Annotated in this window: 28 protein-coding genes; 10 read left to right on the forward strand and 18 right to left on the reverse strand. The window is 43.8% G+C overall.

Annotated elements, in window-relative coordinates:
* Window positions 1-41: 41 nt before the first annotated feature.
* On the reverse strand, window positions 42-455 hold the full coding sequence (locus K6Y31_RS10460) for a hypothetical protein (RefSeq protein WP_233052727.1): 414 nt from the start codon (window positions 453-455) through the stop codon (window positions 42-44).
* Window positions 456-493: 38 nt separating this feature from the next.
* Window positions 494-1,105, reverse strand: a complete 612-nt coding sequence (locus K6Y31_RS10465) for a DUF924 family protein (RefSeq protein ID WP_233052728.1) — start codon at window positions 1,103-1,105, stop codon at window positions 494-496.
* A gap of 149 nt (window positions 1,106-1,254) precedes the next feature.
* Between K6Y31_RS10465 and K6Y31_RS10470 the strand changes: the two genes are divergently transcribed.
* The 5 genes from K6Y31_RS10470 to K6Y31_RS10490 all read left to right on the forward strand — a co-directional run bounded on the left by K6Y31_RS10470 (window position 1,255) and on the right by K6Y31_RS10490 (window position 7,047).
* Window positions 1,255-2,004 (forward strand): HAD-IIA family hydrolase, encoded by a 750-nt coding sequence (locus K6Y31_RS10470; RefSeq protein WP_233052729.1) that lies wholly within the window; start codon window positions 1,255-1,257, stop codon window positions 2,002-2,004.
* A 109-nt stretch (window positions 2,005-2,113) separates the two neighbouring features.
* Window positions 2,114-3,730, forward strand: coding sequence for a cation:proton antiporter family protein (locus K6Y31_RS10475; RefSeq protein ID WP_233052730.1), 1,617 nt, complete (start codon window positions 2,114-2,116; stop codon window positions 3,728-3,730).
* A 194-nt stretch (window positions 3,731-3,924) separates the two neighbouring features.
* Window positions 3,925-5,592: an asparagine synthase B gene (asnB, locus tag K6Y31_RS10480; protein ID WP_232801253.1), complete on the forward strand. Its 1,668-nt coding sequence runs from the start codon at window positions 3,925-3,927 to the stop codon at window positions 5,590-5,592.
* 117 nt (window positions 5,593-5,709) lie between these two features.
* Window positions 5,710-5,949 carry a hypothetical protein gene (locus tag K6Y31_RS10485; protein ID WP_233052731.1) on the forward strand — a complete coding sequence of 80 codons (240 nt, stop codon included), beginning with the start codon at window positions 5,710-5,712 and terminating at the stop codon, window positions 5,947-5,949.
* A 135-nt stretch (window positions 5,950-6,084) separates the two neighbouring features.
* Entirely contained in the window at window positions 6,085-7,047 is a 963-nt protein-coding gene (locus K6Y31_RS10490) for a GGDEF domain-containing response regulator (RefSeq protein WP_233052732.1), read from the forward strand.
* A 6-nt stretch (window positions 7,048-7,053) separates the two neighbouring features.
* On the opposite strand, the gene K6Y31_RS10495 is transcribed toward K6Y31_RS10490, so the two are convergent.
* Window positions 7,054-7,353 carry a YebG family protein gene (locus tag K6Y31_RS10495; protein WP_233052733.1) on the reverse strand — a complete coding sequence of 100 codons (300 nt, stop codon included), beginning with the start codon at window positions 7,351-7,353 and terminating at the stop codon, window positions 7,054-7,056.
* A gap of 117 nt (window positions 7,354-7,470) precedes the next feature.
* Between K6Y31_RS10495 and K6Y31_RS10500 the strand changes: the two genes are divergently transcribed.
* From K6Y31_RS10500 to rsmF, 4 genes are read left to right on the forward strand one after another with little or no spacing between them, the layout of a single operon-like run.
* Window positions 7,471-8,097 (forward strand): paraquat-inducible protein A, encoded by a 627-nt coding sequence (locus K6Y31_RS10500; RefSeq protein WP_233052734.1) that lies wholly within the window; start codon window positions 7,471-7,473, stop codon window positions 8,095-8,097.
* Complete coding sequence (locus tag K6Y31_RS10505) at window positions 8,084-8,701, forward strand: paraquat-inducible protein A (RefSeq protein ID WP_282560162.1); 618 nt, start codon at window positions 8,084-8,086, stop codon at window positions 8,699-8,701. Before K6Y31_RS10500 ends, K6Y31_RS10505 begins: the two co-directional genes overlap by 14 nt.
* Window positions 8,685-11,315: an MlaD family protein gene (locus tag K6Y31_RS10510; protein ID WP_233052736.1), complete on the forward strand. Its 2,631-nt coding sequence runs from the start codon at window positions 8,685-8,687 to the stop codon at window positions 11,313-11,315. The genes K6Y31_RS10505 and K6Y31_RS10510 overlap by 17 nt, the downstream gene beginning before the upstream one ends.
* A 39-nt stretch (window positions 11,316-11,354) precedes the next feature.
* The gene (gene rsmF, locus K6Y31_RS10515; protein WP_233052737.1) at window positions 11,355-12,794 is read left to right on the forward strand and encodes a 16S rRNA (cytosine(1407)-C(5))-methyltransferase RsmF; all 1,440 of its coding nucleotides are present in this window, start codon (window positions 11,355-11,357) and stop codon (window positions 12,792-12,794) included.
* Between the two features lie 93 nt (window positions 12,795-12,887).
* On the opposite strand, the gene K6Y31_RS10520 is transcribed toward rsmF, so the two are convergent.
* The 14 genes from K6Y31_RS10520 to yceD form a co-directional block, all read right to left on the reverse strand.
* Window positions 12,888-13,496 (reverse strand): trimeric intracellular cation channel family protein, encoded by a 609-nt coding sequence (locus K6Y31_RS10520; RefSeq protein ID WP_233052738.1) that lies wholly within the window; start codon window positions 13,494-13,496, stop codon window positions 12,888-12,890.
* Between the two features lie 29 nt (window positions 13,497-13,525).
* Complete coding sequence (locus K6Y31_RS10525; RefSeq protein ID WP_233052739.1) at window positions 13,526-14,308, reverse strand: TatD family hydrolase; 783 nt, start codon at window positions 14,306-14,308, stop codon at window positions 13,526-13,528.
* Window position 14,309: 1 nt separating this feature from the next.
* Complete coding sequence (gene holB / locus K6Y31_RS10530; protein WP_233052740.1) at window positions 14,310-15,275, reverse strand: DNA polymerase III subunit delta'; 966 nt, start codon at window positions 15,273-15,275, stop codon at window positions 14,310-14,312.
* On the reverse strand, window positions 15,272-15,904 hold the full coding sequence (gene tmk / locus K6Y31_RS10535) for a dTMP kinase (RefSeq protein ID WP_233052741.1): 633 nt from the start codon (window positions 15,902-15,904) through the stop codon (window positions 15,272-15,274). The genes holB and tmk overlap by 4 nt, the downstream gene beginning before the upstream one ends.
* A 4-nt stretch (window positions 15,905-15,908) precedes the next feature.
* Window positions 15,909-16,910, reverse strand: a complete 1,002-nt coding sequence (gene mltG, locus K6Y31_RS10540; protein WP_233052742.1) for an endolytic transglycosylase MltG — start codon at window positions 16,908-16,910, stop codon at window positions 15,909-15,911.
* Window positions 16,903-17,709, reverse strand: a complete 807-nt coding sequence (pabC, locus tag K6Y31_RS10545; protein WP_233052743.1) for an aminodeoxychorismate lyase — start codon at window positions 17,707-17,709, stop codon at window positions 16,903-16,905. Before pabC ends, mltG begins: the two co-directional genes overlap by 8 nt.
* A gap of 65 nt (window positions 17,710-17,774) precedes the next feature.
* Entirely contained in the window at window positions 17,775-19,013 is a 1,239-nt protein-coding gene (gene fabF, locus K6Y31_RS10550; protein ID WP_233052744.1) for a beta-ketoacyl-ACP synthase II, read from the reverse strand.
* A gap of 94 nt (window positions 19,014-19,107) precedes the next feature.
* Window positions 19,108-19,344 carry an acyl carrier protein gene (gene acpP / locus K6Y31_RS10555; protein ID WP_232801267.1) on the reverse strand — a complete coding sequence of 79 codons (237 nt, stop codon included), beginning with the start codon at window positions 19,342-19,344 and terminating at the stop codon, window positions 19,108-19,110.
* 159 nt (window positions 19,345-19,503) lie between these two features.
* On the reverse strand, window positions 19,504-20,241 hold the full coding sequence (gene fabG, locus K6Y31_RS10560) for a 3-oxoacyl-ACP reductase FabG (RefSeq protein WP_233052745.1): 738 nt from the start codon (window positions 20,239-20,241) through the stop codon (window positions 19,504-19,506).
* Entirely contained in the window at window positions 20,242-21,183 is a 942-nt protein-coding gene (fabD, locus tag K6Y31_RS10565; protein WP_233052746.1) for an ACP S-malonyltransferase, read from the reverse strand. It lies immediately after the preceding gene.
* Between the two features lie 12 nt (window positions 21,184-21,195).
* Complete coding sequence (locus K6Y31_RS10570; protein WP_233052747.1) at window positions 21,196-22,155, reverse strand: beta-ketoacyl-ACP synthase III; 960 nt, start codon at window positions 22,153-22,155, stop codon at window positions 21,196-21,198.
* A 6-nt stretch (window positions 22,156-22,161) separates the two neighbouring features.
* Window positions 22,162-23,190: a phosphate acyltransferase PlsX gene (gene plsX, locus K6Y31_RS10575; protein ID WP_233052748.1), complete on the reverse strand. Its 1,029-nt coding sequence runs from the start codon at window positions 23,188-23,190 to the stop codon at window positions 22,162-22,164.
* 11 nt (window positions 23,191-23,201) lie between these two features.
* Complete coding sequence (gene rpmF, locus K6Y31_RS10580) at window positions 23,202-23,372, reverse strand: 50S ribosomal protein L32 (RefSeq protein ID WP_232801272.1); 171 nt, start codon at window positions 23,370-23,372, stop codon at window positions 23,202-23,204.
* A 10-nt stretch (window positions 23,373-23,382) separates the two neighbouring features.
* Window positions 23,383-23,907, reverse strand: coding sequence for a 23S rRNA accumulation protein YceD (gene yceD / locus K6Y31_RS10585; RefSeq protein ID WP_233052749.1), 525 nt, complete (start codon window positions 23,905-23,907; stop codon window positions 23,383-23,385).
* Between the two features lie 128 nt (window positions 23,908-24,035).
* On the opposite strand from yceD, the gene K6Y31_RS10590 reads away from it, so the two are divergent.
* A complete protein-coding gene (locus tag K6Y31_RS10590) occupies window positions 24,036-24,617 on the forward strand; it encodes a Maf family protein (protein WP_233052750.1) in 582 nt (193 codons plus the stop codon).
* Between the two features lie 45 nt (window positions 24,618-24,662).
* On the opposite strand, the gene rluC is transcribed toward K6Y31_RS10590, so the two are convergent.
* Window positions 24,663-25,601 carry a 23S rRNA pseudouridine(955/2504/2580) synthase RluC gene (gene rluC / locus K6Y31_RS10595; RefSeq protein WP_233052751.1) on the reverse strand — a complete coding sequence of 313 codons (939 nt, stop codon included), beginning with the start codon at window positions 25,599-25,601 and terminating at the stop codon, window positions 24,663-24,665.
* Window positions 25,602-25,703 lie beyond the last annotated feature (102 nt).

Below are 25,703 nucleotides of genomic sequence, written 5' to 3' on the forward strand. Positions count from 1 at the left end.
TGAGCAGATTATCTCCACCCCGATATAGTCAAACCGAACGACTAGCCACACGCTTTGCCTAATTGCTTGGTCAAACTTTGACGCTTACTTTGCTCGACTTTCAGCGCCTTAAGCTTCTCAGCATCACCTTGCAATTGCGCGCGTGCTTGAAACTCATGATAGGATTGAATGGTTTCGTAAAAAAACGCTTTATCGGATATTTTGCCAATTTGCTCTTTTACACAAGAACAGTCTAAGTTTTGCTCAACACCTTTTGTTTTGGCATCTTGACAAGTATTGACAAAAAACTGTCGTGCTTTCACTAATGCACCCGCCTTAACCGCTTTTTTGTAAGCGGCTTGATTGGCTGGCTGCGCATAAAACTCATCAAGTCCTGAGTCGCTGGCATGTGCTGAACTTACAAAAAATAGACCACTGATAAAAATAGATTTAATTACTTTTGAAAACTGTTTCAACTTTAACATCCTTGTTAATTAATGAGAGATAAAAAGGTTCACTGGCCAAAACGAGCTGGCTCATCTGCCAAATAGCGTACCTCAATTTGCCTCGAAGGTCTTCCTAACACCGCATTTCGATGTGGATAACGGCCAAACCTGCGAATAATAGCATAATGGTCCTCTGCAAATTGCAGGTACTGTTGCACTAACTGCTGCGCCTCAAGGGAGTGAGCGTCTTCAAGCATTCCTTGCATAAGGGCAAGACATTGCTCTTGATCTTGCATGTTTTCCGAATGTTCGTAAGGCAAATATAGGAAAAGTCGATAATCTAACGGCAAACGCAAATCAATGCCACGCGCCACCGCCTCTTTGGCCAGCGCTAACGCTTGTCCGTCATAGGCAAATGCTGTTTTGCTGCCACGAAACAGGGTGCGGCTAAACTGGTCCAATACGATCACTGTCGCTAAGATGCCTAAGTCTTGTTTTAGCCAATGCGCATATTCGCCAGCAACGATGCCTTGATGCAGTGCAGCAAATTTTGCTTTTATTTCAGCATCAACTGACTCGCCACCTTGAAACCAGCGATTTCGATGGAGGGCGTCCGATAAGCCATCCCTTAAGTCACCGAACCAATATGTCAGTACTGATTCATATTCATTAGTATTCATTTTATTCCCTTTATCATGCTTATTCTGAACTTAGAATCAGCCATGTAACTTGCTCTTCTAGCAAAAGTTGAACACAGGCAATTGTATCTATACATAATATTTTTAACTGGTTACTATTAATTAGTATTTATTTCATCATGGAACAGAGCATGCAAAAAAGCATTATTTGCGATATCGACGGCGTTTTACTTCATAACAATTCTTTGATCCCTGGTGCCGATACATTTATTCATCGAATCATTGAACAAGGCAATAAGCTGGTTATTTTAACTAACTATCCAGCCATGACCGAAAATGATCTGCACAATCGGTTTAAATCAGCTGGTATTAATGTGCCCCCCGAATACTTCTATACCTCCGCCATGGCAACAGCCGCCTTTATGGAGCGTCAAGAAGGAAATAAAGCCTTTGTGATTGGCGAAGGCGCCCTCACTCACGAGCTGTATAAAGCAGGCTTTACGATTACGGACATTGACCCTGATTTTGTCATCGTTGGCGAAACCACTAGCTATAACTGGAGCATGATCCAAAAGGCGGCCCGCTTTGTTGCTGATGGTGCACGATTTATTGCTACCAATCCAGACACCCATGGCCCGAGCATGAGTCCAGCATGTGGCGCGTTATGTGCCCCAATTGAGCGCATGACAGGTAAAGAGCCCTTTTATGTGGGTAAGCCGAGCACTTGGATCATCCGCGCAGCCTTAAATAAAATTGGCGCACATTCTCAAGACACTTGTATCATTGGCGATAACCTGCGCACGGATATCTTAATGGGCTTTCAAGCCGGCCTCGAGACAATTTTGGTGCTCTCTGGTGTCAGCAGCCGAGCCGATATTGATAACGTGCCATTTAAACCAAACCACATTGTTAACTCGATTCAAGACATCGATTTTTTATAAGTCGAATCCATTGCCATAGTGCTATTCTATTGACTCAAAGCGATAATGCAGGTATTGATTATCGCTTTATCAAAACTCTGAACACCACAACATAAGAAATATAATTATCATGGAACCCAGTACTCTAATTACCCTTATCGGAATCGCCTTTGCTAGTGGTATGGCAATAAATGCTATTGGCTTGCCCCCTATGGTCGGCTTTTTATTAGCTGGCTTTGTGCTTAATGCCATGGGGTTTGAGTCTTCTGAAGGCCTCTCTACCATTGCTGACCTTGGTGTGACACTGCTGTTATTTTCTATTGGCCTTAAGCTTGATATACGTACCTTGTTTAAAAGTGAGGTGTGGGGCGCGGCATCCTTACATATCACTGGCTCAGTATTGTTTTTTGCTGGCGCGCTGTTTTTATTGAAATTCCTGGGACTCGGCTTAGTAGAAAGCTTAGACAGTAATGGCTTTTTCATTGTCGCGTTTGCGTTGAGCTTTTCCAGTACTGTATTTGCAGTAAAAATACTCGAAGAAAAAAGTGAAATGAACTCCCTTTATGGTCGTATCGCCATTGGTGTACTGATCATGCAAGATATTTTTGCTGTACTGTTTTTAACGTTTTCTACCGGAAAATTACCCGAATACTATGCCTTAGGCTTGCTATTATTACCCTTTCTACGCCCTTTACTGTTTAAGGTAATGGATAAAGTAGGCCACGGTGAGCTACTTGTATTATACGGTTTTTTCCTTGCCCTCGTTATTGGCGCGGGCCTGTTTGAAATGGTAGGAATGAAAGCCGACTTGGGCGCACTCATCGCTGGCATGCTCGTTGCCGCGCATCCTAGTGCTGGTGGCATGGCCAAGTCATTATTCAATTTAAAAGAGCTGTTCTTAGTCTGTTTCTTTTTAAACATTGGCTTAAACGGTCTACCTACTGGCGATCATTTGATTATTGCTGCGTTACTCGTGTTGCTATTACCGTTAAAAACCATTTTATATTTCTTTTGTTTCAATCTATTTAAGTTACGAGCGCGCACCTCGTTACTCGGCTCGTTTTCCCTCGCTAACTACAGTGAATTCGGCTTAATTGTTGCAGCGTTAGCGGCTAGCAAAGGCTGGCTAAGCAACGATTGGCTTATTGTGACGGCCATTGCCCTGTCCTTTAGTTTTATCTTGGCATCGGTACTGAATAAAAGCAGTGATGCTATTTATCAAAAACTGTCTCCTCGGTTAAAGCGTTTTCAGCATTTGCGCTTACATGTTGAAGATAGACCGATCCGTGTTGGTGACGCAAAAGTCTTAGTCATGGGCATGGGCCGTATTGGAACCGGTGCGTATGATGAGCTAAAAGAAGTGTTTGGCGACACCGTTTTAGGCATAGACAATAGCCATGAGAAAACAGTTAAGCACCGTGAATTAGGTAGACGCGTCATTACCGGTGACGCTATGGACTCAGACTTTTGGAACAAGTTAGAGATCACCGACCAAATTAATCTCATCCTATTAGCGATGCCAGATCATAATGGTAACCACTATGCTGCTATTCAGTTACGCAATCGTAACTGCAGTATGAAAATTGCGGCCATTGCCCGCTTTGCCGAAGATATTGAAGAATTAAAAGGCTTAGGCGTTAATGCGGTATTTAATATGTACGACGAAGCGGGTGCAGGGTTTGCGCGCCATGTTTGCAGCGAAATGCAGAATATGTCTACACCTGTAGCCAGCCGACTCAATATTTAAATCTGTTGCACTGTGTCATTGCTTGCTTAATTGGGCAGTGACTTTGTGTTGGATATTTGTTAAAACCATGAATTAAAAATATAACTGGCAATAAAGTGGCATTATCTGTGTCAATTTTCTTTGCTCGATGCAAATATGTAGTAACCGAGCCTGATTTTTTTATCAGGCTCAAAGACTGATAAGAAGGGAAGTCTATGTGTTCGATTTTCGGTATTCTCGACATCAAAAGTGATGCGGTTGCGCTGCGTGAGCAAGCGATTCAAATGTCTAAACTGCTCCGTCATAGAGGCCCTGATTGGTCAGGTGTTTACGCCAGTGACAAAGCGATTTTAGTGCACGAACGTTTGTCTATTGTTGACGTTAATACAGGTGCGCAGCCTTTGTATAACCAAGACAACACACACATTCTCGCAGTGAACGGTGAAATTTATAACCATAAAGACTTAGCAGCTAAGCTCACTTGTGGCTACCAGTTTAAAACTAAGTCTGACTGTGAAGTTATTCTTGGTTTATACGAAGAAAAAGGTAACGCATTTTTAGACGACCTTAATGGTATCTTCGCATTCTGCCTATACGATGAGAAAAAAGACAAATACCTGATCGGTCGCGATCACATCGGTATTATTCCGCTTTACATGGGCTGGGACGTACACGGTAACTTTTACGTTGCCTCTGAAATGAAAGCATTAACGCCAGTTTGTGCAAAAGTGCAAGAATTTCCACCAGGACACTACCTTGATAGCGAAGATGGTAAACTGACACGTTATTATCAACGTGATTGGATGACCTATGAAGGGGTTAAAGACAATGGTGGCAGCGCGGCAGAAATTGGCCAAGCATTAGAAGAATCGGTAAAACGTCAACTAATGTGTGATGTCCCTTACGGCGTACTGTTATCAGGCGGTTTAGATTCATCTGTGATTTCTGCAATCACTCAACGCTTTGCTAAACAGCGCGTTGAAGATGATGATAAGTCTGCTGCTTGGTGGCCACAACTGCACTCTTTTTCTGTGGGTCTTGAAGGCTCACCCGATCTTGCAGCTGCACAAAAAGTGGCGGATTCGATTGGTACTATTCACCACCCTATCATCTTTACGGTACAAAACGGTATCGATGCGCTACGTGAAGTGATCTACCACTTAGAAACCTATGATGTAACAACAATACGTGCATCCACCCCAATGTACCTAATGGCACGTAAGATCAAAGCCATGGGGATTAAAATGGTGTTGTCAGGTGAAGGGGCTGATGAAATTTTTGGCGGCTACTTGTATTTCCATAAGGCGCCAAACGCACAAGAATTCCACGAAGAGCTTAACCGTAAACTCGATAAGCTGCATATGTTCGACTGCCTACGTGCCAACAAATCCATGGCTGCATGGGGAATTGAAGCGCGCGTACCTTTCTTAGATAAAGAGTTCATGGATGTTGCAATGCGCACCAACCCAGAGCTTAAAATGATCAAAGATGGCCGTATCGAGAAAAACATTCTACGCGAAGCCTTTGATGGCAAGCTATTAGATGAAGTATTATGGCGTCAAAAAGAACAGTTCTCTGACGGTGTTGGCTACAACTGGATTGACAGCTTAAAAGAGTTCATTGCCACTCAAGTAACCGATCAACAATTAGCCAGTGCGGAATTTAGATTCCCAATCAATACGCCAGATACTAAAGAAGCTTACTACTATCGCAGTATCTTTGAAGAGCACTTCCCTCTTGAGTCTGCAGCACAATGTGTGCCTCATGGTAAGTCGGTTGCTTGTTCTACACCAGAAGCTCTGCTTTGGGATGAGTCATTCCAAAACAATGCCGACCCTTCTGGTCGTGCAGCTGGCGTACACAATGATGCTTACAAAAAATAATCTTGTAGCTCGCTATTATTAATGATTAAAAAGAGCCTATGGCTCTTTTTTTGTTTAGACTTTCCGCTAATGGCCAAGCATAGGGTACTAATTTAACATGTTTAAAAAGGAGATATTATGTGGACTGAAATCTTAACAATAGCTGAGCCTGTTGCGCTTTTATTTGGCGTAGCTTTGGTACTCATTGGCTGCTTTACTTATAGCCGCAGAAAATCGGATTACCTTGCCCCGGTTAAAATATTTTTTAATCAAGTAGATGATCTTAGTGTGGCTGAATACAAATTCATTCGCTCAGGCGTTATTTTTCTATTATTAGCGGTTATTTTTCGTTTTATTAGCCTTACTTTTTTCCTCTAAGAAGCCTAAGCGAACATAACGAGTGAGAGCAAGCTCTCACTCCGATACATCCATATGTAGCTAATACATATTACCCCCACATAATGAACCGTTTTTGCATACAATCAATTTATTTCGAGTCGATCGCTAACATTTATGAAAATTCTATTAATTGATGATTCTAAAATTGAACAAATGGTGATCAACTCTTTTTTAGATCATAACGCTCATGAGTTAATCATCGTGTCTTCTGGTGAGGAAGGGATACAAACATTTTTAACTGAGCAACCCGATTTAATTTTACTCGATGTGATGATGCCAGGCATTGATGGCTACGAGGTTGCCAAACGGATCCGAGCCTCTGAAGAGCCTTGGGTACCGATAATTTTCCTCAGTGGTAAAACCAGTCCCGAAGATTTAGTTGAGGGAATTAACGCCGGGGGGGATGATTATTTAACCAAACCCGTGGATCCCTTAGTGCTTAGCGCAAAACTACAAGCAATGGATCGCATTGCCAAAATGCGTACACAATTAATTGACACTACCACGCAACTGGAACAGGCCAACATTGAATTAAAAAAATTAAGCTTAAGTGATGGCTTAACAGGGATAGCCAATCGCCGCTATTTAGATCAAGTCTTACCGCTTGAGCTTACTCGGGCTTTTCGTGACAGACTAGCAGTGAGCGTTTTACTAATTGATGTCGATCATTTCAAAAAGTTTAACGATTATTACGGCCACCTTGATGGTGATGACTGCTTAAAAAGGATTGCTCAAGCACTAAGCCAAGCATGCAAACGCCCAACTGACTCTGTTAGTCGTTATGGCGGTGAAGAGTTTTGCATTATATTGCCAAGTACCGACCAAACCGGTGCAATTAAGGTCGCCAATCGCATTAATCACCTTGTGCGGGAGCTCGCGATCCCGCATTTGGGTATTGGACCAGAGCACTTTGTTTCAGTCAGTGTGGGAATATTTAGTTATCTAGCTGAAGCACCAATTGATTGTAGCGACTTTCTATCACATGCTGATCAAGCACTATACCAAGCAAAAACAGCGGGTAGAGCGCAATATGCTATCTACCAAGATAGGTCGTTAGGCCATTCATTAGATAACTAAAAGTGACTATGCCGCAGGATCATCAGCTAACTGTAACTTTTTAGCCGGGCTAGCTTTAGGCTTTTTTTCACTAACCGCCTTACCGCCTTTTAAGACATTCATCACATCATTTTTATTCGCTGCTAAAAAGAGGCCTAACTCTTCGAGTTGAGCATCGTCGAGTGCAACCGGCCCAGTGGCAAGAAAATCTGACAATTGATCAGCAGTATCAAGCATTTTATCGTAGGCATCAGCTTCTTTTTTGCTCGTAAAGGTCATCTTTTCTTCACCATTTCGTTCAACAATATACTTAATGACAACGGCCACAGGTTTTCTCCATTAACTGTTTTTTTATACAGTATCATTATCTTTATTTATCGCCAACCATTTAATTCGTTTATTGCTCACAGTTTCGATATACTTTGGGCAAAGGATGTGACTGTTATGGCAATGAATAAATATAACGAAACTTTAGTTGCGTGTGAGCATTGTGATTTATTACAGGTTAAACAAAGGCTACAATTAGGTCAAATCGCCACCTGCCCACGCTGTGGTAGCCGTTTATATTTCAATTCCAGCTGCTCTCCAATGAGTATGCTAGCACTAACCTTAACAGCCTTAATTCTGCTCTTCCCCGCCAACCTATATCCACTATTATCCATGACCATGGTAGGCAGCACCGAAACCGCGAGTTTAAGCCAAGCTACACTAAAAATATTTCATGAAGGTAACTACTTTGTTGCATTCTTAATCTTTTTTTGTTCAACGATTGCCCCCTTTTTAATGTTGTTATCCCTTTGCTGTGCAAGTTTTGTTATCAGTTTCAATCTTCAGACTCGATGGTTAAAGCAGCTCTTAAAGTGGGTCGATTACCTCACTCATTGGTCCATGCTTGAAGTGTACTTAGTCTCTTTTCTTGTGGCGTTAATTAAACTTGTTGATCTGGCAGACATTGAATTAGGTGTTGGGTTAGTTTGTTTTTGTTTATTAATGATCATTAACAGCCTAGTATTGTCTTATTACGATTCAAATAGTTACTGGCAAAGGGTACCCATTGATGCAGTCAGCTAAGGATGCCGGATTAGTACGTTGCAGTGAATGCGCGCTGGTGTGCTCTTTTCAAAAAAATAGCCGATGCCCAAGGTGCAATGCACTTTTAACCTTCAGACAAACAAATAGTCTGCAGAAAACTTGGGCATTTTTACTTACGGCTTGTATTTTTATTATTCCTGCTAATTTTATGCCTATTACCGTACTCATTAGTCAAGGAAAGGAAACACCCGATACCATCTTGTCGGGCGTAATAACGTTAGTTGAAAGTGGCAGCCCAGGGATTGCCATCATTGTTTTTGTCGCATCAATTGTGGTGCCTTTGGCTAAAATCCTCGGCATGGGGTTTATTTTAATTTCACTGCAATTGAAATTAAACATGAGCCACAGAATGCGCTTTATTATGTTTAAGTTTATTGATTGGGTCGGCCGTTGGTCTATGCTGGACCTTTTTGTTATTTCGATTATGGTGGCGGTTATCGATAAAGGCCAGTTATTGGTTATTGTGCCGGGTCCCGGCGCAACGGCATTTGCATCGGTAGTAATATTGACCCTGTTAGCGGCAAAAAGTTTTGATACACGATTAATGTGGGATTTGGAAAAAGATAATGACTGGACAAATTGAGCCGGCAACACCCGTAGTCAGCAATAAACGAAATCTGTCGGCTATTTGGTTTTTACCTTTTTTAGCCTTACTGCTCGGTGGCTGGCTATTATTTCAACATCTGTCTAATGCCGCTTCTGAAATTCGCATTCATTTTGAAAATGCCAATGGGATTTTAGTGGGCAAAACGCGTATTAAGTACCAAGGTGTCGATATTGGTAAAGTAACGGATATAAAACTGGATGAGGATATTTCAGGGGTATACGTGATTGCTGAAATTGAACATCAAGCCGCCCACATGCTCAAATCAGATACACAATTTTGGCTGGTCTCCGCAAAAGCCTCCTTAAGCGGAATATCCGGTCTAGATACCTTATTTACTGGTAGTTACATTAACATGCGCCCCGGTGTAGGGGCGCCAGCCAATAACTTTATTGCTGCCGATGAGCAACCACTAAGTAAACCTGAACGGGGGCTCACCGTTAAATTACTGGCGCAAGATATGGGCAGTGTGTCTATTGGCTCACCGGTTTATTATAAAAAAATTCAGGTCGGCGAAGTTTATAATTTCCGCTTGGTACGTGACGCTCAAGAAGTCGAAATACAGCTTAGTATTGATGTAAAATACGCCGACTTAGTGAAACAGAACTCTCGCTTTTGGAATGTCAGCGGCATTAATGCAGACTTTTCTCTGTCGGGTATTAAAGTTAATACCGAAAGTTTGGCCTCCATTATTTCTGGCGCCATCGCGTTTGACTCTCCCATAGAAGGAAATAAAGCACCATCAAATTTCTTATTCAAATTTTATGACGATATAGAAGCTGCTGGTCGTGGCGCAAAAATCCAACTCAAATTAACGTCCATTGATGGTATCAATGTCGGCACCCCTATCGTATATAAAGGATTTAAAGCCGGTAAGATCACCCAAATAGAATTAAGTAAAGAGCAAGACTTATTTGTGGCAAATGCCGTGATTGAGCCGATGTTTAGAGAGCAGCTCAGTGAAAACACTCGATTCTGGACCGAAAAAGCCGAACTAAGTTTATCTGGAGTTAAAAACTTAAGTAATTTAGTCCGCGGTGATTTTATTGCCTTTGCCCCGGCCAATGGTAACCCGATGCGTACCTTTACTGTGTCGGATAATAAGGATGTCTCGGATACGGCGACACACGTAGCGCTCTTTGCCGAGGATGCCAGTGGTGTCGAGCAAGGCGATGACGTCTATTACCGCCGTGTACCTGTGGGTCAAGTGCATAGTATTACCCTCAACAAACAAGCTGATGGCGTGGCCATATCTTTAACTATAGAGCCTAGTTTTCAACACCTTATTGCTGGTAACACCCGCTTTTATAAAACGGGCGGGCTCTCTCTTAAAGCGTCATTGAAAGGTATGGAACTTAATGCCGAGCCTTTACCTAGCCTGCTTAAAGGCGGCATTAGCTTATATAATCCAGACAATAAAGCTAAGGGAAAACCTGCTTCCCAGTATCGCCTTTATCCCGACCGTGCCTTGGCAGAGCTAGGCAGTGCCGCATTTGCCAAACCCCTTAAGGTAACCGTCATCAGTAATAAGATGAGCTCAGTAACGTTGGGCTCGCCCGTTTATTACCGTAAACTTCCTGTAGGCGAAGTCAGCCATTACGATTTAACCCCGCAAGGTAAAGTGGCGATTGAACTTGAGATATCAGGCCAATATCGACATTTAATCAATAAAAATAGTTTTTTCTGGGATGTCAGTGGCATCGATATTAAAGGTGGCCTTTCTGGCCTCGAAATAAAAACCGATTCACTGCTGGCGATTGCTGCGGGCGGAATAGCCTTCGACAATAAAACCACACCAACCCCAAGAGTAGACGGACATTTTCCTCTTTATTCAAGCTTTGAACATGCGACAGAAGTTAATTACAACATTTATCTCAGCTTTTCGAGGGCTGATAATGTTAAATCAGGCACCCAAGTTCGCTATAAAGGTATTGTCATTGGCGAAGTAGAAAGCCTTGCATTAAATGAAAGAAATGACAACGTACAAGCCAGAGTCAAAATAAAACAGGGGTTTGCCGAGCGTTTTCGGCGCCAAGGCAGTCAATATTGGTTGGTTAATGCCAAAGTGTCGTTAGCCGGAGCTGAAAACTTAGACACAGTACTAGCAGGCCCCTACATTGAGGCGCTCCCCGGCTCAGGTAAAATGCAAACGAGTTTCACTGCGGGTCAGCAAGCACCGTTAATATCACGTGAACAAAAAGGATTAAGTCTAACCTTAACCGCGCCAAGAGCCGGCTCCCTTAGCTTAGGCAGTCCAGTATATTTCAGACAAGTACAAGTCGGTGAAGTAACTGAATTTGCAGTGGCCAGCGCGGGCGACGCAGTTGAGATCAGTATCAATATTGAGCCCCCATATCAACATTTGGTCAGGGCGAATACTGTTTTTTGGCAAGCTTCTGGGTTCAACATGGATGTTGGCATTACCGGCGCTAGCTTGAAAGCCGAGTCCCTTGAAGCAATTATTCGCGGCGGTATCTCTTTTGCTACCCCCGACGGTAAAATTAAAGTTAAAGCCAAAACCGGGCAACGATTTACCCTTGAGCAAGAATTTAAAGAGAAATGGCTTGATTGGCAGCCTAAGATCCCGCGTTAATCATGTTAATATGTCGCCTCTATTTATAAGGGGCGACCAGTGGCGAATCAAATTTACTTACCCGATGCTTTTTTATCCTGCATGGCCCAAATCATGCCTAATACGTTATCCATGGATGACTTTATTGCGATTTGTAACCAGCCATTGCGCAGAAGCATTCGGGTTAACACATTAAAAATTAGTGTTGACGCATTTAAACAACGCGCATTAGAGCACCAATGGCAGCTCAGCCCTATTCCTTGGTGTGATCATGGCTTTTGGCTTATCAGAGAGGATGAATCTATCCCCCTTGGCAACACCGCTGAGCATTTAGCGGGACTGTTTTATATTCAAGAAGCAAGTTCGATGATGCCTGTGACCGCGCTGTTTCACTTGTGGCAATCAGAGATAGTAGACCCTATCGTACTTGACGCAGCGGCGGCCCCCGGCTCTAAAACCACGCAAATAGCAGCATTGATGAATAACCAAGGCTTGTTGATTGCCAATGAGTTTTCTTCTAGCCGAGTTAAAGTGTTACACAGTAACCTAATGCGCTGTGGCATTAAAAATACCGCCCTTACCCACTTTGACGCACGCGTGTTTGGTAGCTGGCTGACAGAAAGTGTCGATGCCATTTTATTAGACGCGCCTTGCTCAGGTGAAGGCGCCGTGCGTAAAGATGACAATGCGATGAAGAACTGGAGCGAAAGCTCGGTCACAGATATCGCAAATACCCAAAAAGCGCTCATAGAAAGTGCTTTTTATGCCCTCAAACCCGGCGGTACGTTGATCTATTCAACCTGCACCCTAAACGAAACCGAAAACCAAGAGGTGTGCCAACACCTGCTAGAAACTTTCGGCGATGCCGTTGCGGTACTGCCCCTTACGGATTTATTCCCTGAAGCAGCAAGCGTGGCAACCCCGCAAGGCTATCTGCATGTTTGGCCACAAGTGTTCGACAGTGAAGGCTTCTTTGTCGCTGGCTTTAGAAAACTTGAATCCGCTCAGCCTGACGAAAAAAATCGCCATCGCGGCAAATTTCCATTTAGCTTTGCAACCAAGGAAAAAACCGAAAACTTTTTCAATTATCTGAGTAGTCAATTTGGCGTCACCGCCGACCAACTCAACGGTGATGTTTGCATACGCGAGGCCGAGTACTGGCTTTTCCCAAAAGCCTTCTCTGGCATTAAAGGCAAGATGAAATATGACCGCGTGGGCATTAAACTAGCCGAAGCGATTAAGAAGAGTTTTCGGATTACCCACGAATTAGCCCTAGTGATCGGACAAGTCGCTGATAAAAATACCTTTGAGCTAAGTGCGGCTCAATGTAAAGAATACTATATGGGCCGGGATATCCACTTAGATCAAGTACTAGGCAAAGGTGAGGTGATCTTGCTTTACCGCGGCGCCCCCATCGGCTTAGGGAAATGGGTTAACAATAGAATTAAGAATAGTTATCCAAGAGAGTTAGTACGGGATTACCATCTTTTTGACTTTTAGGCTCGCAGATCTAGTTTTTTATACTAATATTTTAGTCATATCATCGTTTACTTCCCCTAGCTCGGGTACGTAGGAATTGTCCCGAGCCCTTTTTTACCTTGGGCCGATCATAAAGCGCTCTGGATAACTGATATTAAATCGGATCGCAATAAACCGAAAACACGCGACAACTAAAAAGCCAATCGTTCCAGGTAGCCCCGGGGCCAAGCTAGTTTCTTTTAACAGCACGTAACAAATACTGCCTACTAAAACGGGTGTTGCATATAACTCTTTGGTAGATAGTAAGGTAGTATGGCCGGTCATTACATCGCGCATTACCCCGCCCATGATCGCGGTGATCACTGACATTAATACCGCCACCACCGCAGAATATCCGACACCTTGCACTTTATCGATGGCTTGAACCGCAAACAGCGCGATACCTAAACCATCTAAGTACAACACCCAGTGGTAGCGCTTACGCATAACCGGCTCGCTTATGAAGGTAATCAACGATCCAAGTAAGGCAACCCACAGATACGTTTCATCAACAAGCCAAAACACTGGTTGGCCTATCAATAAATCACGCAGTGTACCGCCCCCAAGAGCAGTGATCATCCCAGTCAGTAATACGCTGACTAAATCAACCCGCTTTTTACTGGCGGCTAACACGCCAGTTGCGGAAAAAACAAATACCGCAAGTAAGCCAAAGAAGTAAAGCATGTTAATCCATTTACCTCATCAGTTGTTGATTACTCAACAGGGGCTGCGGTGTTAAACAGGCGAAAAAAGTTAGCCGTGGTTTGCTGCGCTAATTCGTCCAGCGTAACCCCTTTTAATTGCGCTACAAATTCTGCGACTGCGCGCGTATGAGCGGGCTGATTTTGTTCGCCGCGATAAGGCACTGGCGCTAGGTAGGGAGAATCCGTTTCTACTAGCAATCTATCTAAGGGGAGCGCTTGAACCACTTCTCGTAGCTCATTGGCGGTTTTAAAGGTAACAATACCTGAAATTGAAACATAAAAACCCATTTCAATTGCAGCCTTCGCCATGGCTAGTGATTCCGTAAAGCAATGTAATACACCAGTGACTTGACCTTCTCCTTCCTGTTGTAAGATGGCTAAGGTATCTTCTCGTGCGTCGCGCGTATGAATAATCAACGGCTTATTCACCTTCCTAGCGACACGAATGTGGCGACGAAAACAGGCTTGTTGCTGCGCTTTATCATCGGGGGAATAAAAATAGTCGAGGCCCGTTTCACCCACAGCGACCACATTGTCCTGTTGGCAATAACGCAATAATTTGGCTTCATCTTGATCTGAATTCTGATGGAGTGGATGAATTCCGCAAGACAGAAAAACATTATCAAACGGCGCAACCAAAGACTCCAAGGCTTCAAACTCACCTAACTCGACCGCGACTGCGAGCATGTGGCTAACACCACGTTGTTTGGCTTTCGCTATCACATCGGCAACATTAAGGTGTTTATTTTCGTAGTCTAATTTGTCGAGATGACAATGGGAATCAACAAGCACACTAACCTCCGGGCTTATTTTTTAAGTCAATAAAGTATTGGCTGAGCAACAGGTCTTTTTTCAAACCTGAATGAGAGACAAATTGCTGTTTAAGGTTTAGCCAAGCTTGTGCAAGATGGTAGCCCGTAACGGCAGACCATCGTTCACTGCAGCGTACTAATAATGCTTCGAATTTGCTAAAAATGAGTTTATTGCCCGCTACCCCTAACTGCACTTTTTGCATGTCGTGCAGCAAGTAATAAAACCAATCCATTCGCCTATCGAGATCTTGGTTAATAAAGTCGGCGAGCTGGAAACTGGTACATTGGCCTTGGATAAATCGCTCGAACTCGACGGCAATTTGCTCGTATTCGGTGGCATTTTCTTGTTTCATTGCCTCTAGTATCGCTAATGGCGCACCTTGGTAAAGCTGAATTAGGCCTGAAGGCACGTCACTATATCCTTGTTGTGCTAGCCATGGCAGACAATCAACAGGCGCATGGAGCATAATTTTCTGACAGCGACTGGTGATTGTTGGCATTAATCGGCCGACACTTTCACAAAGTAAAATAAAATAACTGTTATCGGTCGGCTCTTCCAAGGTTTTTAATAAGGCATTGGCTGATGACTCGTTAAAACTTTCAGCGTTGTCAAACACCACGACTTTTGCGATACCTTGTTGCGCGCGCTCGGCAACAACCTTATTAAGTTGGCGCACGGTATCAATGCTAATCAGCCGTTTTTCGGTTTCATTAATTTGATGAAAGTCAGGGTGGTTACCAACCAAAAACAATTGGCAACTATGACAAACGCCGCAACTGCCGTTGTGATGAGGTTGTGTGCACAATAAACGTTGCGCAAGATGCTTAGCTAAATCATGCTTACCTAGGCCTGCAATACCAGAAACCAATAAGGCATGATGCAGCTTGCCTTTGTCCGCTTGGATAAACAGTTGCTGTGATAAACCATCAAGCCAAGGATAGATCACAATATTTGCTCCGCGAGCTCTGTGAGTTGCTGATCGATTTGCGTGGCCACTTCAGACAAGGTTTGGCTGGCATCAATGACGTAAGCATGGGGGTCTTGTGCGACTAAGCTTAAGTACGTCGCTCTGGTGCGCTGAAAAAAGTCGATGGCTTGCTGCTCAATGCGATCTAACTCACCTCGGGCACTGGCCCGCTGCAAGCCTAGCACCGGGTCAATGTCCATATACAAGGTCAGATCAGGATGAAAACCTGCTAGTACCGCCCCTTTAATTTGCTGGATCAACGTCAGATCGATGCCTCGGCCACCGCCTTGATATGCCTGCGAAGATAAATCATGGCGATCGCCGATGACGTAAGCACCACGCGCTAAAGCAGGTTTAATCACGGTTTCAACCAGTTGTACCCGGGCGGCATACATCAACAATAATTCAGCTTTGTCACTCAAGATTTCGTCGGTATTGTCCTTAACAATGCTACGCATCTTTTCCGCTAATGGCGTTCCACCCGGCTCACGTGTACATACAATTTCTTGCACACCATTGGCGCTAAGCCAAGCTTTAACGCCTGCGACAGCGCTACTTTTACCTGCGCCTTCGAGTCCTTCAATAACAATAAATTTGCCGCTTTTCATAAGTTCACTTTTTCAATATGTATTTTCTAACCGCACGATTATGTTCAGCCAGATTTTTCGAAAAATAATGCTCACCGTTGCCCATGCTCACAAAGTAATAATAAGGCGTGTTCGCCGGGTTTAAAGCAGCATTAATGGCATCTTTTCCCGGCATCGCAATCGGTGTCGGTGGCAGTCCGTCAATGACGTAGGTATTGTAAGGCGTTGCTTCTCGCAAATCTTTTCGTCTAATATTGCCATCATAGCGATCGCCCATACCATAGATCACTGTCGGGTCGGTTTGTAAGCGCATATTGGCATTTAGTCGGTTGATAAACACCGATGCGATCGTTTTACGCTCAGGAGCATGACCACTTTCTTTCTCGATAATAGACGCCAAAATAAGCGCCTCATAAGGGGTTTTCAAAGGTAAGTCTTTGGCTCGGTTTTGCCATGCCTCATCTAAATCTTTTTGTTGCGCGGCATAAGCGCGCTCTATCACTTCTAAATCTGTCGCATGGTAAGGAAACAAATAGGTTTGCGGTTGTAAAAAACCTTCCAGCTTAGTGCTCGATAGGCCAAGTTTTTTCGCTAGAGCCGCTTCATCATCAAGCACACCTGTTAAGGTAACCCCCTTAACTTGTTCAATTTGCTGCTTCCATTGTTTGAAGGTACTGCCTTCAATGAGCGTCAGTTTGAACTGATACTCTTTCCCCTTCACAAATTGCCGCAACACCTGCTCGATTGTCCAATTGGCTTCAAGGTGATAGGTGCCACTTTTCAATGGCGTTAACTCAGGGTATAAGCGCCCTAACCAAACATAATAAGGGCTAGGTTGTATAACACCTGCGGACACCAATTTCGACTCTAACTGACGAAAATGACTGCCACTAGGGACAGTAAATACCGTGTCCTCTTTCACTACAGGCGTGGTTCGATACGTTTGTAGCTGATGCCACAAAAAGCTAATGGCGGCTGCACAAATCAGTAATAAAAAGAGAAACAGCAAAAATATTTTTTTAATCATCTTTTATTTCTTGTTGAAGTCTTTGTACTAAGGAGAAATCCGTTAGGACACGTTGTTGAAATTGCTTGATAGGTACTAGACCCATTAACGTGTTGGTGATGAACATGCTATCCACTTGAGCCAATTGATCAAGTTTGAACTTTACAATATTAACCGGTATTTCAAGTTGCTCAGCACAGCGCAACACTTGCTTACGCATCACGCCATTGACACCGGCTTGAGATAAGTCAGGCGTATAAAGAGTTCCCTGTTCGAACCAGAATACGTTAGCAGCACTGGACTCAACAACATAGCCATTGATATCACAAACAATCACATCATCTACATCGAGAGATTCAAGCTCTTGTTTAATCAACACTTGGTCGAGCCGATTCAATGTTTTGTAGCCAGCAAGCTGAGGGTTTAAGCCAAGTTGATATTGGCAAGGAGCAAGTGCAATACCTGAACGCTGCCATAGTTGGTACTGGGCAGGCCATGGCGTTACAGAGATAATTCGCGTCGGGTTTTCACAACCCGCCCCGCTGTAACCTCTGCCTCCTTCACCGCGAGTGATCAGAATTTTTAAGCAACCTAACTCAACTCCAGCTATCGCCGTTTGCACTTCGCTAAATAAAGTCAGCAAGCTTGGCAGCTCAATAGCAAACTTTTTACTCGCCAGCATCAAGCGTTCGACATGATCACGCCAAAACTCAACTTTGCCTCGTACCACTTTAGCGGTGGTAAAAAAACCATCACCGTAAGCTAGGCCTCTATCAGCAGGCGAAATTTGACGATTAGGCTCGCCGTTAATTAGCATCATAATAAATACAAAAAAGCCTGATAAATAATTATCAGGCTTTATACCAGAAAATACACTTTATGGCATTAAACGCGTTTAAAGATGAGTGAGCCGTTCGTGCCACCAAAACCAAACGAATTTGATAAAGCATACTCAAGGTTAGCTTTACGCGCACCGTCAACAACGTAGTCTAAATCACAGCCCTCTGAAGGATTTTCTAGGTTGATGGTTGGTGGCGCGATTTGATCGCGCAATGCTAATACCGTGATGATCGCTTCAATTGCACCGGCCGCACCCAATAGGTGACCGGTCATCGATTTAGTTGAACTCACTAGCACTGATTGAGCGTGCTCACCAAACACAGACTTAACCGCCTGCGTTTCGGCAATGTCACCCGCTGGGGTTGAAGTACCGTGAGCATTGATGTAACCAATTTGGTTTGCTTCAATCTTGGCATCTTCAATGGCATTTTGCATCGCAGCCGCCGCACCTTCACCGTCAGATGGAGGCGACGTCATGTGGTAAGCGTCACCGCTCATACCAAAGCCAACTAATTCAGCGTAAATTTTTGCGCCGCGTGCTACTGCATGCTCGTATTCTTCTAACACGATAACACCAGCACCGTCTCCCAATACAAAACCATCACGGTCTTGATCCCAAGGGCGACTGGCTTTAGTCGGGTCATCATTACGAGTAGAAAGTGCTTTCGCCGCACCAAAACCGCCCATGCCTAGTTCTGTTGAGGCTTTTTCCGCGCCGCCTGCTAACATCACATCTGCGTCGCCATATTGGATCATGCGCGCAGCTAAACCAATACAGTGAGAGCCAGTGGTACAAGCAGTGGTCACAGCAATGTTCGGCCCTTTCAAGCCTTTATTGATTGAGACATGGCCTGATACCATATTGATAATGGTCGAAGGGACAAAAAATGGGCTAATTTTACGTGGACCCGATTTTTGTAGATTAATAGCGTTCGACTCAATTAAACCAAGACCACCTATTCCAGAACCAATCGCCACACCAATTCTACGAGCGTTTTGCTCATTCACTTCTAGTTGGCTATCTTGGAAGGCTTGCTCGGCCGCAATGACACCGTATTGGATAAATAAATCCATTTTACGAGCATCTTTACGGCTCATGTAATCTTCAACGTTTAAGTCTCGGATCAAGCCGGCGAATTTAGTTGAATAAGCCTCGGTATCAAAATGATCGATATTTGAGATACCACTTTTACCCGCTAACAAGGCTTGCCAAGAATCGTCAACTGAATTACCGACAGGGGATAACATTCCCATACCAGTCACAACTACTCTGCGCTTTGACACGTCAAAATCTCCGGATGGTAGATAAAATAAGTAGATAAATAAAAGGCGGTCAAAAGACCGCCCCATAAAATTAACTGTTTAAGTTAAGCTGCAATTATTCTGCGTTGTTCACTACGTAATCGATAGCTGCTTGAACTGTAGTAATTTTTTCAGCTTCTTCGTCTGGGATCTCTGTATCGAATTCTTCTTCAAGAGCCATAACAAGTTCAACTGTATCTAGTGAATCTGCGCCTAAGTCATCTACGAAAGAAGATTCGTTTTTCACTTCTTCTTCTTTAACACCAAGTTGCTCAATGATGATCTTTTTTACGCGTTCTTCAATATTACTCATGATCAATTTTTTCCTTTAGAAAATACGCTAATTGCGTTAGTCGCGATAGTGTATTCCATCGCTCGAAAGTTTCAACCCCGAGATGACTGGTCTAACCAATTTTTTCGTGATTTTTATCGAAAAAATGGGCCGAAAGCACATCTCGGTAACAATATGGCATCAAACCATATACATCCCGCCGTTAACATGTAACGTTTCGCCGGTGATATATGCAGCACTGTCAGACGCTAAAAAGCATACAGTTTCCGCAATCTCTTTCGGATCGCCTAAACGACCCGCTGGAACTTGACCTAAAATTGCCGCTCTTTGTTCATCATTAAGGGCTTTAGTCATGTCAGTTTCAATAAATCCTGGCGCAATTGCATTCACGGTAATACCGCGTGACGCGACTTCGCGAGCAAGTGACTTGGTAAAGCCAATAACACCGGCTTTCGCCGCTGCGTAGTTCGCCTGGCCCGCATTGCCCATCGTACCCACCACTGAGCCGATGCTAATAATACGACCATGGCGTTTTTTCATCATGGCACGTAGTACTGCTTTACTAAGGCGGAATACAGACGTTAAGTTAGTGTCGATTATATCTTGCCACTCATCATCTTTCATGCGCATCATCAAATTATCGCGAGTAATTCCAGCGTTGTTCACCAACACATCTATATCGCCATAACTTGCTTTAATATCTACAAATAACTGCTCAATTGAAGCGGAGTCGGTCACATTAAGCTCTAGGCCTTTACCGTTTTCTCCTAAGTATTCACTAATAGCAGCTGCGCCATTTGCGCTAGTGGCAGTTCCTATTACTGTGGCACCTTTAGCTACAAAACTTTCTGCAACTGAACGGCCAATACCGCGGCTCGCCCCTGTTACCAGTACGATTTTGCCTTCAAAGTTCATCATTTATCCCTCGTTCGTCGCTGCTAAGGCTTCATTCAAGCCAGCAACATCATTTATCGCTTGTGCTGCGATGGTTTTATTAATTCTTTTGACCAAACCTGATAATACTTTACCCGGACCGGCCTCGATTTCTAGGGTGACATCAAGCTTCGCCATCGTCTCTACGACTTCAGTCCAACGTACCGGTAAATAAAGCTGACGCACAAGTGCATCTTTAATCGTTTCAGGGTTAGTTTCTTGAGCCACATCAACATTATTAATCACAGGTATGACAGGCGTGTTAAATTGAATATTTTTTAATGCCTTAGCAAGCTCATCCGCCGCTGGCTTCATTAATGCGCAATGCGATGGCACGCTCACAGGTAAAGGCAGTACACGTTTTGCGCCCGCTTCTTTACATAATACGCCTGCACGCTCTACCGCTGCTTTATTACCAGCGATCACCACTTGGCCCGGTGAATTAAAGTTGACTGGCGAAACCACTTCATCTTGAGCGCCTTGCGCACAAGCATCAGCAATCGATTGATCATCAAGGCCAATAACGGCCGCCATCGCGCCAATGCCTTCCGGCACGGCTTGTTGCATCAATTGACCGCGCAATTCCACTAATTTGATCGCGTCTTTAAAGTCAATCACCCCGGCACATACTAACGCAGAGTATTCACCCAAACTGTGACCGGCCATAACAACAGGTGCTAAGCCGCCTTGTTCTTGCCATACTCGCCAAATAGCCACTGATGCAGCTAGCAAAGCAGGCTGCGTTTTGAAGGTTTTGTTTAATTCTTCGACCGGACCTTGTTGCACTAGCTGCCAAAGATCGTAACCTAAAACTTCACTGGCCTGTGCAAATGTTGCTTCAACCGTAGCGAATTCTGCTGCCAGCTCCGCCAACATACCCACGCTTTGTGAGCCTTGACCAGGAAATGCAAGTGTAAATGTTGTCATTATTATTCCTTACTACATTCGAATCAGTGCTGAGCCCCAGGCAAAACCACCGCCAAAGGCTTCTAATAAGACTAAATCGCCCGCTTTAATACGGCCATCACGCACCCCTTCATCTAATGCGATAGGCACCGAGGCTGCTGAGGTATTACCGTGTTTCTCTAATGTTAAAATCACACGCTCTAGTGGCATATTTAGTTTTTTTGCCGTCGCATTGATGATTCTAAAGTTAGCTTGATGCGGCACCAGCCAATCTAACTCAGACTTATCGATATTATTCGCTTCTAACGTTTGCGTCACCAGCTCACTTAGCTTGGTTACCGCAACCTTAAATACATCGTTACCTTTCATAAACATGTACGACTCAAGCTCGCTGCCTGATAAGCCACGTTTAGGGTTTGGCAATTTTAACAAATCACCAAAACGGCCATCTGCATTAATTTGCGTAGAGAGGATCCCTTGCTCTTCACTGGCTTGTGCAACAGCAGCCCCCGCACCGTCACCAAATAAGATGATGGTGCCACGATCTTCAGGATCGCAAGTGTGCGAGAGAGCGTCAGCACCAATCACTAATACTGTTTTATACATGCCGCTGCGAATAAAGTTATCCGCAACACTTAATGCGTAGGTAAAGCCAGCACAAGCCGCGCCAAGATCAAAAGCGGGAATGTTGGTTAAACCTAATAAGGCCTGCACTTCACAAGCCGCAGCAGGAAAGGCATTATTGGCAGACGTGGTCGCTAAAATGATTAATTCAACATCACTGGCTGGAATACTTGCCGCATCTAAGGCTTGCTCGCCCGCTTTATAAGCCATGTATGCCACTGTTTCTTGATCATTGGCAATACGACGTTCTTTAATCCCGGTGCGAGCAGTGATCCACTCATCACTGGTTTCAACCATTTTTTCTAAATCTTCGTTAGTGCGAACAGACGTTGGCAAATAACTTCCGGTTCCAATAATTTTTGTATACATAAGGAATTAAGAATCTCTTTCTAGTAGTACTGCTTCTAATTTATCCGTTATTTGCGCCGGGACCTGTCGTTCAATTTCTTTGATGGCAGCTTTAATTGCATTTAAAAAAGCCTTGCTTTGCGCACTGCCATGGCTTTTTATTACGATGCCCCGGAGGCCTATTAAACTCGCGCCATTATACAGATCTGGATTCATATGAGCCAGTTGTGGCTTTAGAGAGGGTTTTAACAAAAACCCAACACAGCGGGTGAACCAATTTTGATTTATACTCGAAATCAGTTGTTGTTTAAAGAGTTTTGCTAACCCTTCACACGTTTTTAGGGTGACATTGCCGACAAAACCATCAGCGACGATGACATCGGCCTTACCACTGAACAAATCATGACCTTCAATAAAACCAGTGTAATTAATTTGTGAACAAGCTGATAGTAATTGCGCGGCACGTTTTACTTGATCATTACCCTTAGTTTCTTCTTCGCCAACATTGAGTAAAGCAATTTTTGGAAAAGCCTGTCCTTCGACTTTTTCAGAAAGTACTGAACCCATTAACGCAAATTGAAATAAGGTATCCGCATCACAGCTGATATTTGCACCTAAATCCAATAAGTAAGTATGTCCACCTTGCACATTAGGCAAAGCCGTAATGAGTGCTGGCCTGTCAATACCCGGTAAAACCTTTAATATGGTTTTCGATAACGCCATCAACGCACCGGTGTTGCCACTGCTAACACACGCTTGAGCATCACCTGACTTCACCAAATTAAGCGCAACACGCATAGACGAGTCTTTCAAGCCACGCAGGGCAAGCAATGGCTTGTCATTCATCGCGACAGTTTCACTCGCATGAATAACTCTAAGTCTTGGGTGTTGAGACAGCTGACAGTGTTTGATCAGAGGGTCTATTTCAGCTTGATTACCAACTAAAATAATATGCAATTGAGGGAATAAATTTAGTGCCTGCTGAGCTGCAGGCACCGAAACCTGGGGGCCGAAGTCGCCCCCCATGGCATCTAGCGCGATCGTAAGATCGTGCAATGCAGATAACCTTACAGGTTAACTACTTTTTGGCCACGGTAGTAACCGTCAGCAGTTACATGGTGACGTAGGTGTAACTCACCAGAAGTAGCATCTACAGAAAGTTGTGTAGGTACTAGTGCATCATGTGAACGACGCATACCGCGCTTAGAACGAGATTTTTTGCTCTTTTGAACAGCCATGGCTGACTCCTTACTTACTTTTGCGTTTTAGAGATTCTAAAACTGCAAATGGGTTAACGCGCTCTTCTTCTACAATCTCACCGAATGAGGTGTCAAATTCCTTGAGTCCACAATCTGCAACATCATGCATAGCAATCAATGGCAGGTTAAGAATCAATTCATCTTCTACAAGCTGATGAAGGTTTATTTCACCTTCTTCATCACGTTCAATGACATCATAAGCGCTAGGTAAATCGGTATCCTCTGCACCGAAGCGCACAGGTGTGTATAAAAACTCGGCTTTACAAGTATACTGAAATGCGTCTGAGCACCTCTGACACTCAAGTATTACGTCTACTTCGGCCGTCCCACGAATAGTAGGAAGCTTCTGCAGATCGAAATCGAAACTCAAGTTTGTTTCAATATCATTGCAAATACCTTTTGTTGATTCTGCAAGTCTACTCAAGTTGGCTGCAGGAACAATGCCCTGAATATCCAGTTTTTTTTGAGCAGCGCGAACAGGGTCAACGCTAATTTGAATCTTAAGTCTTTGCATAAGGCGCGCATAATATAGATTCGGTGAAATAGAGTCAAAGGAAAAACCTCTTTTTTCCGCTTATTCTCGCTTTCTACGCACAGGTTAAAATACAATAGCCTAAAACTCCCTAACAGAATGATTCTAAAATGAACAAAAAACTTATTTTGGCTTCAACGTCACCATACCGAAAAGCGTTACTGGAAAAGTTAAATCTTCCTTTTTCTACTGCTAAACCAGATACCGATGAAACCCCCCTAGCTGATGAAACCGCATTAGAGCTTGTCGAACGTTTAGCCATCGCAAAAGCGCAGGTCATCGCTAAACAGCACACCAATGCCATTATCATCGGCTCAGATCAGGTCTGTGTTAGTCATGGCGACATTCTTGGCAAACCGGGTAACTATGAAAATGCGTTTGCCCAATTAAAAGCGGCCAGTGGAAATAAAGTCACTTTTTATACTGGTCTTGCGGTGATCGACAGTGAGACCCAGCAAGTAACCTCCCTAGTGGAACCTTACATTGTCCACTTTCGTCAATTGACCGATGAAATGATCGACCATTATTTGACGGCCGAACAGCCTTATGACTGCGCTGGCAGCTTTAAAAGTGAAGGGTTTGGCATTAGTTTATTCGATAAGCTCGAAGGAAGAGACCCAAATAGCTTAATTGGCTTACCGCTTATTTCATTAATAGAGATATTAGATGAAGCTGGGCTAAGAGTGATTTAATTTCCTTAGCCAGCAGTTAAAAGATATTAAAAAGAGCTTACACTATTAAGCTCTTTTTAACTGACCTAACACAGCGACCAATTCAGGGCTCAATGGCGCTTCTACCGTCATGGTCTGCTCAATACCAGGATGAAAAAAATCCAGCTGAGCAGCATGTAAGAACAACCTTGTTAATCCTTGTTTTTTCATCTCTGCGGCAAACACATCATCACCGTATTTATCATCACCGGCAATCGGGTGACTATTGCAAGCCGTGTGCACACGAATTTGATGAGTTCGTCCTGTTACTGGGCTTGCTTCAACTAAGGTGCAGTTCTGATAACGCTGCAAAATTTTAAACCGCGTCTCACTCGCCTTGCCTTCGGGGTGCACCTGCACCAAAGACTGCTCTGCCTTTTTCAACAGTGGCTCAGTGACAACACGAATAGATTTTGGCCAAGACCCTTGCACTAATGCATGATAACGCTTACGCATAGTTTTATTGCGCAACTGCTCATGTAATGAGCGCAAAGCACTGCGCTTTTTAGCAATTAATAAGCAACCTGAGGTATCGCGGTCGATCCGATGCACTAACTCAAGAAAACGACACTGTGGCCGTAGCGCTCGTAACCCTTCAATCACACCAAAGCTTAAACCGCTACCGCCATGAACCGCTAAACCGGAAGGTTTATTCAGTACAATCAGCCAATCATCTTCAAATAAGATTTGTGATTCTAATGCAGCTACTTTGTTTAGTTTAACAGAAGGCGGCGCATCAGCTTCAGCAACACGTAGCGGGGGCACTCGTACCACGTCACCCACTAGCAGTTTATATTCTGGTTTAACCCGCTTTTTGTTTACTCGCACTTCTCCCTTGCGCACAATGCGGTATACCAAGCTTTTTGGCACACCCTTTAAACGCGCAATAAGAAAATTGTCTATCCGCTGGCCTTGATATTCATCATCGATGTCAAGGAACTGGACTGTTTTATATAATTCATTCATGGCGCGCATTCTACCAGAAGCGCAGCCAGATCAAATAGAAATAATACCTTGCTAAAAACACTAAAAAAGTGGGATAATCAGCAGGTTTTTCCCGCCAAAACG

This window comes from Motilimonas cestriensis (assembly GCF_021295315.1).
GTDB classification, from domain to species: Bacteria; Pseudomonadota; Gammaproteobacteria; order Enterobacterales; family CBDFNC01; genus Motilimonas; species Motilimonas cestriensis.

Bases quoted from the DNA above. Each gene is read 5' to 3' on its own strand.
- K6Y31_RS10465 (WP_233052728.1), bottom strand. From the start codon at position 1,105: ATGAATACTAATGAATATGAATCAGTACTGACATATTGGTTCGGTGAC.
- K6Y31_RS10470 (WP_233052729.1), top strand. From the start codon at position 1,255: ATGCAAAAAAGCATTATTTGCGATATCGACGGCGTTTTACTTCATAAC.
- K6Y31_RS10475 (WP_233052730.1), top strand. From the start codon at position 2,114: ATGGAACCCAGTACTCTAATTACCCTTATCGGAATCGCCTTTGCTAGT.
- asnB (WP_232801253.1), top strand. From the start codon at position 3,925: ATGTGTTCGATTTTCGGTATTCTCGACATCAAAAGTGATGCGGTTGCG.
- K6Y31_RS10485 (WP_233052731.1), top strand. From the start codon at position 5,710: ATGTGGACTGAAATCTTAACAATAGCTGAGCCTGTTGCGCTTTTATTT.
- K6Y31_RS10490 (WP_233052732.1), top strand. From the start codon at position 6,085: ATGAAAATTCTATTAATTGATGATTCTAAAATTGAACAAATGGTGATC.
- K6Y31_RS10500 (WP_233052734.1), top strand. From the start codon at position 7,471: ATGGCAATGAATAAATATAACGAAACTTTAGTTGCGTGTGAGCATTGT.
- K6Y31_RS10505 (WP_282560162.1), top strand. From the start codon at position 8,084: ATGCAGTCAGCTAAGGATGCCGGATTAGTACGTTGCAGTGAATGCGCG.
- K6Y31_RS10510 (WP_233052736.1), top strand. From the start codon at position 8,685: ATGACTGGACAAATTGAGCCGGCAACACCCGTAGTCAGCAATAAACGA.
- K6Y31_RS10520 (WP_233052738.1), bottom strand. From the start codon at position 13,496: ATGCTTTACTTCTTTGGCTTACTTGCGGTATTTGTTTTTTCCGCAACT.
- tmk (WP_233052741.1), bottom strand. From the start codon at position 15,904: ATGAAAAGCGGCAAATTTATTGTTATTGAAGGACTCGAAGGCGCAGGT.
- mltG (WP_233052742.1), bottom strand. From the start codon at position 16,910: ATGATTAAAAAAATATTTTTGCTGTTTCTCTTTTTATTACTGATTTGT.
- pabC (WP_233052743.1), bottom strand. From the start codon at position 17,709: ATGATGCTAATTAACGGCGAGCCTAATCGTCAAATTTCGCCTGCTGAT.
- acpP (WP_232801267.1), bottom strand. From the start codon at position 19,344: ATGAGTAATATTGAAGAACGCGTAAAAAAGATCATCATTGAGCAACTT.
- fabG (WP_233052745.1), bottom strand. From the start codon at position 20,241: ATGATGAACTTTGAAGGCAAAATCGTACTGGTAACAGGGGCGAGCCGC.
- fabD (WP_233052746.1), bottom strand. From the start codon at position 21,183: ATGACAACATTTACACTTGCATTTCCTGGTCAAGGCTCACAAAGCGTG.
- K6Y31_RS10570 (WP_233052747.1), bottom strand. From the start codon at position 22,155: ATGTATACAAAAATTATTGGAACCGGAAGTTATTTGCCAACGTCTGTT.
- rpmF (WP_232801272.1), bottom strand. From the start codon at position 23,372: ATGGCTGTTCAAAAGAGCAAAAAATCTCGTTCTAAGCGCGGTATGCGT.
- yceD (WP_233052749.1), bottom strand. From the start codon at position 23,907: ATGCAAAGACTTAAGATTCAAATTAGCGTTGACCCTGTTCGCGCTGCT.
- K6Y31_RS10590 (WP_233052750.1), top strand. From the start codon at position 24,036: ATGAACAAAAAACTTATTTTGGCTTCAACGTCACCATACCGAAAAGCG.
- rluC (WP_233052751.1), bottom strand. From the start codon at position 25,601: ATGAATGAATTATATAAAACAGTCCAGTTCCTTGACATCGATGATGAA.